The 13,459-nt window shown below is 59.0% G+C and carries 8 protein-coding genes; 3 read left to right on the top strand and 5 right to left on the bottom strand.

The genetic code is table 11. The features are described 5' to 3' along the window. Positions 1-72: 72 nt before the first annotated feature. Positions 73-4,878, bottom strand: a complete 4,806-nt coding sequence (locus V6582_RS11130) for an NAD-glutamate dehydrogenase (protein WP_337739216.1) — start codon at positions 4,876-4,878, stop codon at positions 73-75. A gap of 237 nt (positions 4,879-5,115) precedes the next feature. Between V6582_RS11130 and pdxY the strand changes: the two genes are divergently transcribed. Beyond that, positions 5,116-5,994, top strand: a complete 879-nt coding sequence (gene pdxY / locus V6582_RS11135) for a pyridoxal kinase PdxY (protein ID WP_156631413.1) — start codon at positions 5,116-5,118, stop codon at positions 5,992-5,994. A gap of 71 nt (positions 5,995-6,065) precedes the next feature. Continuing rightward, positions 6,066-6,707, top strand: a complete 642-nt coding sequence (locus V6582_RS11140) for a carbonic anhydrase (protein ID WP_070166220.1) — start codon at positions 6,066-6,068, stop codon at positions 6,705-6,707. Between the two features lie 160 nt (positions 6,708-6,867). Here V6582_RS11140 and V6582_RS11145 read toward each other — a convergent pair whose 3' ends face one another. Together V6582_RS11145 and V6582_RS11150 are read right to left on the bottom strand one after the other, a co-directional pair. Then, positions 6,868-7,638 (bottom strand): lytic murein transglycosylase, encoded by a 771-nt coding sequence (locus V6582_RS11145; protein WP_197434347.1) that lies wholly within the window; start codon positions 7,636-7,638, stop codon positions 6,868-6,870. A gap of 175 nt (positions 7,639-7,813) precedes the next feature. Beyond that, entirely contained in the window at positions 7,814-8,848 is a 1,035-nt protein-coding gene (locus V6582_RS11150) for an aspartate-semialdehyde dehydrogenase (RefSeq protein ID WP_015917578.1), read from the bottom strand. A gap of 498 nt (positions 8,849-9,346) precedes the next feature. Between V6582_RS11150 and V6582_RS11155 the strand changes: the two genes are divergently transcribed. Continuing rightward, positions 9,347-11,230, top strand: coding sequence for an MFS transporter (locus V6582_RS11155; RefSeq protein ID WP_197434346.1), 1,884 nt, complete (start codon positions 9,347-9,349; stop codon positions 11,228-11,230). Positions 11,231-11,296: 66 nt separating this feature from the next. Here the strand turns inward: V6582_RS11155 and V6582_RS11160 are convergent, their stop codons facing one another. Both V6582_RS11160 and leuB read right to left on the bottom strand, forming a co-directional pair. Further along, positions 11,297-12,103, bottom strand: a complete 807-nt coding sequence (locus V6582_RS11160) for a phosphatase PAP2 family protein (protein WP_156631411.1) — start codon at positions 12,101-12,103, stop codon at positions 11,297-11,299. A 136-nt stretch (positions 12,104-12,239) separates the two neighbouring features. After that, positions 12,240-13,352 carry a 3-isopropylmalate dehydrogenase gene (leuB, locus tag V6582_RS11165; protein WP_156631410.1) on the bottom strand — a complete coding sequence of 371 codons (1,113 nt, stop codon included), beginning with the start codon at positions 13,350-13,352 and terminating at the stop codon, positions 12,240-12,242. Between the last annotated feature and the right edge of the window lie 107 nt (positions 13,353-13,459).

Here is a 13,459-nt window from a genome sequence, read left to right on the forward strand (position 1 = left end):
GCGGCGACACTGGCATTATCTCATGACAGCTTCAATGGGGCCGGTTTCCAGCCCAATGAAGTAATGTGCCAATTACGCAGCACCTTGAGCGATGTCCGTCAGCAGGCTGGCGGCAACGGTGAGACGCGACAGGCTGGGATCGCCTTCCGTGAGCGCGATCAACTCGCTGCCCAATCTGTTGATCCGCAACGCATCCGCAGAGCGCCAGGCGGCAACCGGATCGCGGCTGTCCCCGTGCTGGGTTAGAGCCTGGACGATGATATTGCGCCGCGCCTTCAGCACCAGATCCAGGCTGCGCAGCCGGGCCAGGCTGTCGTAATGGTCGCTGGTCGGGATTTTTTCGACCGACGCCAGCAGCCTGCCGATCCGGAAGATTTCGCTGACCTTGTAATAGCCTTCCGTTGCCTTTTGCAGGCTGGCATCGGCCCGAAGTGCGACGGAAATCACCTCCGGGGTTACTGTCAGGCTCCACAATTCGGCGAGGTCCTCGGCCAGATCCTCCGGCACGCCCGCAGCGGTCATGGCGCTGGCCTCGGCACCGATCTGCGCTGAGAAATCGGCAGGCGTGACCGAGCGGCTGAAGCCCTTGAAGGATTTGATCGCGCTTTTCAACTTGCGCACCACATCCGACAGGTCACCGGCGGCCAATCGAGTATCAATGGCCAGTTTGGTGAAGACGCGGTAGACCGTGGCGACCCGCTGGTAGAGATCGTTCTGTGCTTCGCCGGAAATTTCCCCATCCAGGGCGTCGATCCGGTCCCAATAGGCCCGCAGATCCAGCCCATCGCGGGTCAGAAGGGCGGCTCTGGCAATATCCTCCGCCGTACCGCCGGTCGCGTCGCTCATCCACGCCATGAAGCCGGGGCCGCCACGGTTGATGATGTGGTTGGCAAGCACAGTCGCAATGATTTCACGATGCAGCCGATGGGTGGCAATGTCATCGGCATAAGGCCGGCGCATTTTCTTCGGGAAGTAATTGCTGAGAATGCTGGCGCAATAGGGATCGTCAGGCAGACTGGTTTCGACCAGATCGTCGAACAGCGAGATCTTGGCGTAGGACAGAAGCACACCGATTTCCGGCCGTGTCAGCGATTGGCCGCCAGCATAGCGTTCGGCCAGTGCCGCATCATCCGGCAGGGTTTCCACCTTGCGGTTCAGCCGGCCAGAAGCCTCTAATACGGTCATCAACCGGGAGAGTTCATCGCGATTGGCGCTGCCCTGACGCGCCACTAGCGAAATCGCCAGGGATTGGAGATAGTTGTTGCGCAGCACCAGCTCTCCGACTTCCTCGGTCATCGAGGCAAGCAGTTTGTTGCGGGCCGGGAGATCGAGGCGACCGCTTGATACCGCCGTTGACAGGGCAATCTTGATATTGACCTCGACGTCGGAGGAATTGACGCCTGCCGAATTGTCGATGGCATCGGAATTGCACCGTCCGCCCTTCAGCGAAAAGGCAATGCGGCCCTTCTGGGTGACTCCGAGATTGGCGCCTTCGCCGATCACCTTGGCACCGACCTCATCCGCCGTAATGCGGATTGGGTCGTTGGCACGGTCGCCAACCTCGGCGTCGGTTTCCGACAACGCCTTGATATAGGTGCCGATACCACCGAACCACAGCAGATCGACCGGCGCCTTCAGGATCGCGGTCATGATTTCGAACGGTGTCGCCACTTTCTTGGCTAGGCCAATTGCCTCGGCGGCTTGCGGGGTCAAGGTGACGGATTTTTCTGTCCGCGAAATGATCATCCCGCCCTTGGATAGCAGTGCCTTGTCGTAATCCTGCCAGCTGGAGCGGGCGAGCCCGAACATCCGCTTGCGTTCCTGGAAGGATTTTTCCATGTCCGGATCGGGGTCGATGAAAATGTCGCGGTGGTCGAAGGCGCCGATCAGCCGGATCTTGCGTGACAGCAGCATGCCATTGCCGAATACGTCGCCCGACATGTCACCGACGCCTGCGACCGTGAAGGGCGTCTTCTGGAGATCGACACCCATTTCGCGGAAATGCCGCTTGGCGGCTTCCCAGGCGCCGCGGGCGGTGATGCCCATTTTCTTGTGGTCATAGCCAGCGGAACCGCCCGACGCGAAGGCATCGTCCAGCCAGAACCCGGCCTCGCGGGCCAGACCGTTGGCCGTATCGGAAAAGGTTGCCGTGCCTTTGTCGGCGGCGACGACGAAATAGGGGTCGTCTCCATCCAGCCGCACCGTATCGGCAGGGGCGATGACCGCGCCATCCCTGATATTGTCGGTGATCGACAGCAGCGTGCGGATATAGGTCATATAGGCTTCACGGCCCGCCCGCAGGTAGTCTTCACGGTTGGCGGGACTTGGCAATTGCCGGGGAAAGAAGCCACCCTTGGCACCGACAGGTACGATTACCGCATTCTTGACCTGCTGCGCCTTGACGAGGCCAAGCACTTCGGTGCGGTAATCCTGGGCGCGGTCCGACCAGCGCAGGCCGCCACGGGCAACCTTGCCGAAGCGCAGATGCACGCCCTCGACCTCGACCCCATAGACAAACATTTCCCGGAACGGACGCGGTTGCGGCAGGCCGTCCAATTGCTGCGGATCGAATTTGAAAGCCAGCATCGGCTTGACATTGCTGCTGCTGTTTTTCTGGGAAGAGGGGCTTTTCTGGAAATAATTGGTGCGAAGGGTCGAATCAACAGCGTTCTGGTAGCGCCGCAAGATGCGATCCTCATCCAGGCTCGGTACAGAGGCGAGCGCCGTCTCAATACCGTCGCGCAGTTCCGCCAGTTTGCGCGGACGCGATTTTTCAGAAAGCTTGGGATCGAAAGACTGGTGGAACAGGGTGAAGAGATCGGCGGTGATGCCAGGATATTTGTTCAGCGTTTCGGCAATATAGGTGAGGGAATAGACCAGACCCGCCTGGCGCAGATAGGCGGCATAGGCGCGCAGAACAGCCACTTCGCCGACATTCAGCCCGGTGCTCAACACCAGCCGGTTGAAGGCGTCGTTGTCGACCACGCCATTGAAGACGGCGAGGAACGTGGCCTCCACACGGGCGCCATGCCGGGCAATGTCGAAATCCTGGCCAGCGCGAACCGCCAGTTCCATATCATGCAACACGACCAGCCGATCTCCGGTCTTGTTGGCGGTTTGGTCGGCTCCCTTGACCGTAATGTCGAAGGTTCGTTCGCTGACGACGCTGAAGCCGAGATTTTCCAGCAGCGGCACGCGCCGCGATAGCGGCAGATGATGACCGGCGTGGAACACCTTGAGATACAGCGTCTGGCCGTCCGCTGTCTGGCGATTGTGGAAGGCGATGGAGGCTTTCGCGCCGGACAGGCAGGTCTGGATATGGCTGAGATCGGCGACGGTCTCTTCCGGTGAAAACGCATCCTCGAAGGCGCGGCTGACGACCAGTTGCGGCGATTTCGGCGGCGCAAGGCTGGCGAAGCGGTCATCCCATCGGGCGGTAATGGCCTTGACGGCTTCTTCCAGCTTGTTCTGGGCGATGCGCGGTGTCTTGCCTTCCGACCGACCGATGATGAAATGCACCCGCGCCACGCCACCTTCCGGGAAAGCCGGATAATAAGCCGAGAGGCGGCCATCATAGACCTTGGTGAAATAGGCGCCGATCTTTTCGCGCACCAGCGAATTATATTCCTCACGCGGCACGAAAACCAGCAGTGAGACGAAACGGTCGAAATGGTCGATGCGTTGCAGCACCCGCACCCTTGGTCGCTCGCTCAGATCCATGATCTGCTCGCAGAAGCGCGAAAGCGTTTCGGTATCAATCTGGAACAGGTCGTCGCGAGGATAGGATTCCAGCGTGTTCTGCAATATCCGTCCCGAATGGCTCAAAGGGTCGAAATTGAACTGGCCGGTGACCTTTTCGACCTTGGCGCGCAGCAGGGGAATGTGATTGACCGAATGGGTATAGGCGGTGGCTGTGAACAGGCCGACGACCCGCAACTCACCGACAACCTTGCCCGCCGCATCGAAGCGCTTGATGCCGATATAATCCATATAGGCGCGGCGATGCACCACGGATTTGACATTGGCCTTGGTGACGATCAGGTCATCCGGCCCCTGAAGGAAGGCCAGGATTTCCGGTGTGGTCGTCACTGCATTGCGGCCCTGGCGCAGCACCAGAACATCGGGATCGGAGAGGATGCCCAGTCCACGGCCCTTGTCGCGCTCCAGCTTGGCGTTTGCGCCTTCGCCGGAATAGAGATATTCGCGCATGCCGAGGAAGGTGAAATTATCGTCGCGCAGCCATTCCAGAAAGGCGATGGCTTCGGCCCGCTCTGTCTTGCGCTTGACATTGGACTGCTCGGTCAATTCGGCCATGGCGCTGTCGAGCAGCGAGATCATCGGCTGCCAGTCATTGGCAACGGTGCCGACCTGGGCAACGACGGATTGTAGCCGTTCCGCAAGGCCCCTGGCTTGATCCTCGTTCAAGGGCGCCAGATGCAGTTGGATATAGCTGACCCGGTCGCTGGCTTCAGTCTGGGTGTCGGCGAGTGCCCAGCGACCCTCCGCCTGGACCAGGATCGGATGGATGGTGAGATGAATATCGCGAAACTGGCTCGTGACCTCACCCATGACAGAATCGTAGAGAAACGGCTTGTTGCGGTCGACGATGGATAGCACGCTGAGGCTTGCGCCATCGGCGGCGATGCCTTCGACGGGGGCAATGCGCACCTGCGCTTCCTTGCCCTGCCACTCCTGCAGGTCCTGGCTGGCGCGAAGCGCTGCGGCCCGAAGCATGGCTGCGTCGTAATGCTGGAGATCGTCATCGCTGGCGCGTCCGAAAAGGGCGGCCGGATCGATGAGGCCGGGCTGGTTTTCTCCGGCTGTGGATCTGGCAAGCTCAAAGAGCTGGTCCCGTTTTACCCGTTTTGCTGCAACCACGACTTTCCTCCAAGGCATTTTGCTGCGGTATGATCGTCACTGTGCACTACCAGTGATTTCAGAATCATATCTGTTAGGGCAAATGTGGGTTCCACAAGCCGATTTTTTGTTTTTTTGTTTTTTCTGAAGACAAAATCCTAAAAATCGGCCGAATTTCCGCCGTCAGCCATCAAAATTTGACAAAACTACCTCAAAAGCGTCGAGTAGGATCACACGTTCACGAGGTTTCATCCGTCCATGTCCGAAAGCCCAGCCGGTGCCGTCATCGCCATTTCCAGCCATGTCATTCGCGGATCGGTCGGCAATCGCGCCGCTGTCTTCGCGCTTGAAAGCCTTGGCTTTCCGGTCTGGTCGATGCCAACAGTGGTTTTGCCCTGGCATCCTGGCCACGGTCCCTCCACCCGCATGAGCTTTCCCGACGATGTCTTTGATGCAGCCATCGATGACCTGATCCGGGCACCCTGGCTATCCGAGGTCAAGGCCGTGATGACGGGTTATTTCGGCAGCGCGCGCCAGCCGCTTGCGGTGGCTCGGCTGGTTCAGGCGTTGAAGCAGCATAATCCCGATCTCGTTTACCTCTGTGATCCTGTCATCGGCGATTTGCAGGGCCTCTACGTACCAGAGGCAACGGCGGTTGCGATCCGCGATCACCTGATCCCGTTGGCCGATATCGCCACGCCGAACCGGTATGAACTGGCCTGGATGGCCGGTGCCGGGCTTGAAACCAATGCCGCGATCATCGAGGCGGCCCTGTCGCTCGGACCGTCGTTAATGGCCGTCACCTCTGCAGTTCCGATGATGACGGGCAGTATCGGCAATCTGCTATTGTCGAACCGCAATGCGCTTCTGGCCGAACACCGGGCGATGGACGGGGTGCCGAACGGGTTGGGCGATCTGTTTTCGGCGCTGCTTCTGGCCAGGCTTCTCCAGAGCCATAGCGAGGAAAAGGCCCTGCAACTGGCGACCGCCAGTGTCTATGAGGTGCTGGCCCGCTCGCTGAAGCGTCAGAGTGACGAACTGACCCTGGAACAGGACCAATCGAGCCTGATGACACCGATGGCGCTGGTGCAGATTCGCAGGCTGCTGCATCCGGCCAGCCGACCGGTTCGCTCATGACGTGTAAAGGCGGCCGGCACTGGTGATTTTCCTTGCTTGTCAACCGTGCTGCGGCGCGATAATCCAAAGCCATGACAGATTTTCCAGCTTCTCTCCTCGCCGGTTACAGCAACTTCATGAACGGCCGCTACAGCGACGAGCGGGACCGGTATCGGGCCTTGGCTGAGCAGGGCCAGAACCCCAAAACCATGGTTGTCGCCTGTTGCGATTCCCGATCGGCTCCGGAAACCATCTTCGACTGTGGTCCGGGTGAATTGTTTGTGGTGCGCAATGTCGCCAATATGGTGCCGCCCTATGAGCCGGACGGCCAATATCACTCGACCTCTGCGGCGCTTGAATTTGCCGTCCAGGCATTGAAGGTCGAGAACATCATCGTCATGGGTCATGGGCGTTGCGGTGGTATCCGCGCGGCATTAGACCCGGATTCCGAGCCGCTGTCTCCTGGCGATTTCATCGGAAAATGGATGAACCTGATCAAGCCCGCCGCCGAGCAGATCCAGAATGCCTCTGTGATGACCGATGCTGAGCGCCAGACGGCGATGGAGCGGATTTCGATCCGCAACTCGATTGAAAACCTGCGCACCTTTCCCAATGTCCGGGCTTTGGAAGAGGAAGGCAAACTGGCCATCCATGGTGCCTGGTTCGATATCTCCAATGGAGAATTATGGGTGATGGACCCCGACAGCCGCGATTTCCGGCGGCTTGATCCTTAGAGTTTGTCAGGGAAAAGTGGAAACCGGTTTTCCCGAAAAGACAAACGAAAACAAGAGAATCTAGAGGCTGATTAAACCCGGCAAACTCTATGTAAAACCACAGGTCCCGTTCAGGGACCCGTGGGATTGATCAGATTGCCCGGCTTTACAGGGGTGGCGTTTATTGGCTATCGATCTGCTTGCCGATATAGGCAATCGCCTGTTGATAGACCGTTGCCGCATTCCAGCCGCCGATTGCGGAGAAATTAGGCTCGCCCGGCTGATAGCCAAGGCCCGGCTGCCAGCCATGACCCTTCAGGAAATTGGCCGTGGACGACAGGGCGTCGGCGCGGGAATGGATGAGGTCGATATGGCGGTCGCCATCGCCATCGACGCCGTAGAGCGTGACATTTTTCGGCAGGAACTGCGTCTGGCCGATTTCGCCATGGGCAGCGCCTCGGGAGTTTACGTCCAGATCGCCATCGGCCACCAGTTTCAAGGCAGCGTAAAGCTGCTCACGGAAATAATCGCTGCGGCGACAATCGTAGGTCAGGGTCGAGACAGCGGACAGCGTGTGTTCATTGCCCATGTAGCTGCCAAACCCGGTTTCCATGCCCCAAATGGCGATGATCGGGCCAGCTGGCACGCCGAAACGCCGTTCGATGCTGGCAAACAGCTGGGCATTGGCTCTTTTCATCGATTTGCCGCGGCTGATGATGGTTTGCCCACCGCGCTTTTTCATGAATTCATCGAAGGAGAGCTTGAAGCTCTTCTGGCCACGATCGGCCCGGATGGTCGGGACATTGTAACGCACATTGGCAAAGGAGCGGTCGAGAACCGATTGGCTGATGCCGCGGCCTGCTGCTTCCCGCTTGAAGCCTTCCACCCATTGCTCGAAACCAGCGGACGTATTGCCGCATTGGGCGGCATTTGCAGCCTGTGCTGTCGCCATTGTGGCAAGAGCCGTGAAAGCTATGGCAAAAAACGTCCTGGTTCGCATCGATACCTCGTCTGGAAAAGGGAAGGGGGGCAGTCGCCTTTCGGCTGCATCCGGCTTATCTGCATTCAAGTCGGGCAAGGCAAAACGGCTGAGCGCGATTGCGTCCAGCCGTTGCCGAAATCCCGTCTTAGGCTGCCAGGGCCTTTGGCTTGATCAGGCCGCGATTGACCAGCAATTCCGCGATCTGAACGGCATTGAGAGCCGCGCCCTTGCGCAGATTGTCGGAAACGACCCAGATATTCAGGCCGTTTTCTACCGTGGCGTCCTCGCGGATCCGGGAAATATAGGTGGCATCTTCGCCAGCGCATTCGACGGGGGTGATGTAGCCACCGTTTTCATGCTTGTCGATCACCAGGCAACCGGGTGCTTCGCGCAGGATGTCGCGGGCCTGGTCGGGAGAAATTTCCCGCTCGAATTCGATATTGACCGATTCCGAATGACCGATGAAGACGGGAACGCGCACGGCTGTGCAGGTCACGCGGATCTTCGGATCGAGCATCTTCTTGGTTTCGGCCAGCACCTTCCACTCTTCCTTGGTATAGCCATCTTCCATGAAACTATCGATATGGGGGATGACGTTGAAGGCGATCCGCTTGGTGAACTTCTTGGATTCGACCGGATCGGCGACGAAGACGGCGCGGGTCTGGGTGAACAGCTCGTCCATGCCTTCCTTGCCGGCACCGGATACCGACTGATAGGTGGAAATGACGACGCGCTTGATGGTGGCAAAATCATGCAGCGGCTTCAAGGCCACGACGAGCTGAGCCGTCGAGCAATTGGGATTGGCGATGATGTTGCGGTTCTTGAAGGCGGTGATGGCATCCGGGTTTACTTCCGGCACGATCAGCGGCACATCCGAATCGTAGCGCCAGGCCGAGGAGTTATCGATGACCACGCAGCCCTGGGCACCGATCTTCGGCGACCACTTCTGTGAAATCGTGCCGCCCGCCGACATAAGGCAAAGATCCGTATCGGAAAAATTATAATTTTCCAGATTTTGGACCTTCAGAACCTTGTCGCCATAAGACACTTCCGTGCCTTGCGAACGGGACGAGGCGAGAGCCACGACTTCGCTGACCGGAAAACCGCGCTCGACGAGAATGTTGAGAATTTCGCGACCGACATTGCCGGTGGCGCCTACGACTGCAACTTTGAAACCCATTTTCCTGCTCTCTTTCTGTCTCTCCTCGGTTTTTTGAGGGGGAAGGCGCGTGACCGCGTCTTCCTTGTCCCCGGCCGTGCCGGGGAGAGAGCGGAGGCCAGAGACGTCAGACGGTTTTGGTCGTCGTTTTGGCCTTGGTGGTTGAGGACATGGCAAACGCCATCATCGCCCGGGCAGAGCCTGCCGGTTCCAGATGATCAGCACTGTAAAAGCCGAGTGCGCGCATTCCATGATCCTTTCGCTCTTGCCTTTACCGGGTTTTGTGCCGGTGTCAAGAAATTCACGCTGCAAATAAGGCCCGCGTGCATGCAAATTCCGGAGCGGATTGTCCATTTGCATGCCGACGAACCGGCTGTAACATTAGACGAAAGTCATAAGCCCAAAGCATGCCTCTCGATTTTCCCTGATTTCTGTCAGGCTGTCAGTAATTCGGAGCCGCGAATTGAGCCTTGGAGGAAGGTGCGCGGCCATCGGAGAACTCGTTCTGGAGGAACAGCAATGGCAAATGCCGCAAGCCTGCACGCCGCGCCGCGCAGCATGACCAAGGAAGAGCGAAAGGTCATCTTCGCCTCTTCGCTCGGCACGGTTTTCGAGTGGTATGATTTTTATCTCTACGGTTCGCTGGCGATTTACATCGGCGCGACCTTCTTTTCCCAATATCCTGAAACCACCCGTAATATTTTCACGCTGCTGGCTTTTGCCGCCGGCTTTCTGGTGCGGCCCTTCGGCGCGCTGGTGTTCGGACGGCTGGGCGATCTTGTCGGGCGAAAATATACGTTTCTGGTGACGATCCTGATCATGGGCGCCTCGACCTTCCTGGTCGGTATTCTTCCAGGGTCAGCGACCATCGGCATCGCTGCTCCGATCATCCTGATCGTGCTGCGCATGTTGCAGGGCCTGGCGCTGGGCGGTGAATACGGTGGCGCTGCGACCTATGTGGCCGAACATGCGCCGCATGGCCGGCGCGGCTTCTATACGTCCTGGATCCAGACCACGGCAACGCTTGGCCTGTTCCTGTCGCTGCTGATCATTCTCGGCATCCAGACGGCCATGGGCAAGGAAGCCTTTGCTGCCTGGGGCTGGCGTCTTCCTTTCCTTTTGTCGGTCTTTCTGCTCGCGATTTCCGTCTGGATTCGCATGCAGATGAACGAATCGCCCGCCTTCAAGAAAATGAAGGAAGAAGGCACCCAGTCGAAAGCGCCGATTTCCGAAGCTTTCGGCCAGTGGAAGAATGCCAAGATCGCTATTCTCGCCCTGTTCGGTGCTGTCGCAGGCCAGGCAGTGGTCTGGTATTGCGGCCAGTTTTATGCGCTGTTCTTCCTGCAGAATGTTCTGAAGGTCGATCCACAGGCCGCCAATATCATGGTGGCAATCGCGCTGGCATTCGGCACGCTGTTCTTCGTGGTCTTCGGCTGGCTTTCCGACAAGATCGGTCGCAAGCCGATCATCATGGCGGGGCTGCTTCTGGCCATGGTGACCTATTTCCCACTGTTCAAGGCGATGACCTGGGCTGGCAATCCGGCTCTGGCACAGGCGCAGGATACGCTGAAGGCAACGGTCACTGCCGATCCCAAGGATTGCAATTTCCAGTTCAATCCGACCGGCACGGCAAAATTCACCACCTCTTGCGATATAGCCACGGCGCTTCTGACCAAGAATTCCGTGCCGTATGAAGTGGTGCCCGGTCCGGCTGGCTCGGCTGCGACGGTAAAGCTTGGCGATAGCCAGATCGAAAGCTACGACGCCGTCAAGGCTGGCGCCAATGCCAAGGCTCTGGATGCCGCCCTGCAGAAAAAGATCAATGTCGCCCTGCAACAGAACGGTTATCCGCTGGTTCGGGCGCCGGTTCAGGTCCCCGATAGCAAGCTCGACGGCTTTATCGCCGCCAATGCGGAACTGGGTCTGAGTGCCGACACTGTCCGCACCGGGGCCAAGACCATGGTACCCACGGCAAAGCTCGTCACCGACAAGTTGCTGACCCCGGAAGAGGCAACAGCTGCCGCTGCTCCTGAAATGGCGGTCTATACCGTTGCCAATGGCGGTGCATTCAGGATGGTGGCGGACCCCGCCCAGGTCAAATGGGTGCCGCTGATTGCCGTGCTGACGGTGCTGGTGATCTATGTCACCATGGTCTACGGGCCGATTGCCGCGATGCTGGTGGAAATGTTCCCGACCCGTATTCGCTATACCGGCATGTCGCTTCCCTATCACATCGGCAATGGCTGGTTCGGCGGCCTGCTGCCAGCAACGGCCTTCGCGATGAGCGCGGCCAAGGGCGATATCTATTACGGCCTCTGGTATCCGATCATCATCGCCGGGATGTCCTTCATCATCGGTATGATCTTCCTGAAGGAAACCAAGAATAACGATATCGACGGCTAATCCCTTCCCGTTACACGTCAAGGCGCCCGGAAATCACTTTCCGGGCGCCTTTCTTATGCGCTAAGATCAGGCCGCAGCCGCAGATAAGGACGGGCCCGGTTCCTGTTGGGGTGTCGGGGCCTTGTGCGGCATGTCATACCGTTGACCACCATCCTGGATCAGTTTTTGCCGCAGAACGAGATTGCCGTCGGCGGATAGGCGGAAAACCAGTCCGCGACGAGCAAAGCCGAGCGCTGCGATCCAGGCGAACCAGGCTCCAAACCCCAGGCCAGCCACCACGTCGCTTGGATAATGCGCACCGACCATCACCCTTGTCATGCCGAGCCAGAGGGCGGCGATGGCAAGGATCGGACGATGGCGCGGAGCGATCAGAGCGGCGATCATCATCATTGCTCCGATGGTGGTGGCGTGACCGGACGGAAAGCTTTCAAATCGCGCTGAACCGGCAAAGGGTAGAAAGTCGAAGGCGCCGGTATTGGAAAACTGATCGGGACGAGCCCGGCCGAAGGCCCGCTTGAGCAGATTGGCGGCAAGTCCGGAACCGGCGATCGACAGGAAAGCGTAGCTGCCGAGTGCGCTGACGAACAGCGCCCGGCATCGATCCTCCGCCGTTCTGGCCAATCGTGATGCTGCTGCGGCCTCAAGGGCGATCAGGAAACTGACCAGCAGGCACCAGTCCGATTGGCCGATGCGGGTCAGAACGGTGGCAATCCGGTAAAAGACCGGGCAGGTCAGGCGGCCCGCATTGCCGCTGGCGGTATCGAACAGCAGCGCCATCAACACAACCAGACTTGACCCCGCCCACAGGCATAGACGCGTCCGGCAATCCGGCACACGGCGCCGACTGCTCTTGATCCTGGCAAGAATTGTCATCGCGACCCCCGTGCGCTGCGTCCCTTATCAGAGAACCAGCACATACAGGGGTATGTCTTCAGCTATGTGACACTGCAATCCTGTTCCAGCGCAAGCGTGCGTCTTGCGCTGGAAATCCTTCGATCAACCCGGGCGATCAGTTCATCAGGCCCTGGAATTCGGCGAGAATAGCATCGCCCATTTCGACCGTGCCGACCTGCTTGCAGCCGTCTGCCATGATGTCGCCAGTGCGGATGCCCTTGTCGAGCACGTTGGCAATGGCCTTTTCCAGCTTGTCGGCTTCATCGACCATGGCGAAGGAATAGCGAAGGCACATGGCAAACGAGGCGATCATCGCGATCGGGTTGGCAATGCCGCGACCGGCAATATCCGGTGCCGAGCCATGGACGGGCTCATACAGAGCCTTGCGCTTGCCGGTCTTGGCATCCGGTGCGCCAAGCGAGGCGGAGGGCAGCATGCCGAGCGAACCGGTCAGCATGGCAGCCACGTCCGACAGCATGTCGCCGAACAGGTTGTCGGTGACGATGACGTCGAATTGCTTTGGCGCGCGCACCAGCTGCATGCCGCCGGCATCGGCCAGCATATGCTCCAGCTTGACGTCGGAGAATTTCTCTTTGTGCAGCGCCGTCACCACCTGGTTCCACAGCACGCCGGATTTCATCACATTGCGCTTTTCCATCGAGCAGACCGCATTGCGGCGGGTGCGGGCAAGCTCGAAGGCCACAGCAGAAATCCGCTCGATTTCGTAGGTGTCGTAGACCTGCGTGTCGATGGCGCGCTTCTGGCCATTGCCGATGTCGGTAATGGTCTTCGGCTCACCGAAATAGACGCCGCCGGTCAGCTCTCGGATGATCAGGATGTCGAGGCCTTCGACCAGTTCCGGCTTCAGCGAAGAAGCAGAGGCCAGCGCCGGATAGCAGATCGCCGGACGCAGGTTGGCGAACAGTTCAAGATCCTTGCGCAGCCGCAGCAGGCCGGCTTCCGGGCGCACGTCGTACTCGACGCCATCCCATTTCGGACCGCCGACAGCGCCGAACAGTACAGCATCCGCTGCCATCGCCTTGGCCATGTCAGCCTCGGAAATCGCTGCCCCATGGGCGTCATAGGCGCAGCCGCCGACCAGACCTTCGTCAGTCTCGAAGCCGGCACCCAGCGCGGAATTCATATAGGAAACGATCTTGCGAACTTCGTTCATGGCTTCAGGCCCAATGCCATCGCCAGGAAGAAGGAAGAGTTTGCGAACTGTCATGAGCCGACCTCGTTTGAAACAGGAGTGCGGCGGTTTTATCGGGCGATCAAGGGCAATTCAAGGACGCCAGCGCTGCTAACGGTACGGTTTGGCCATGCTCGATGGCA

The organism is Agrobacterium vitis (genome assembly GCF_037039395.1).
Classification (GTDB): Bacteria; Pseudomonadota; Alphaproteobacteria; order Rhizobiales; family Rhizobiaceae; genus Allorhizobium; species Allorhizobium vitis_E.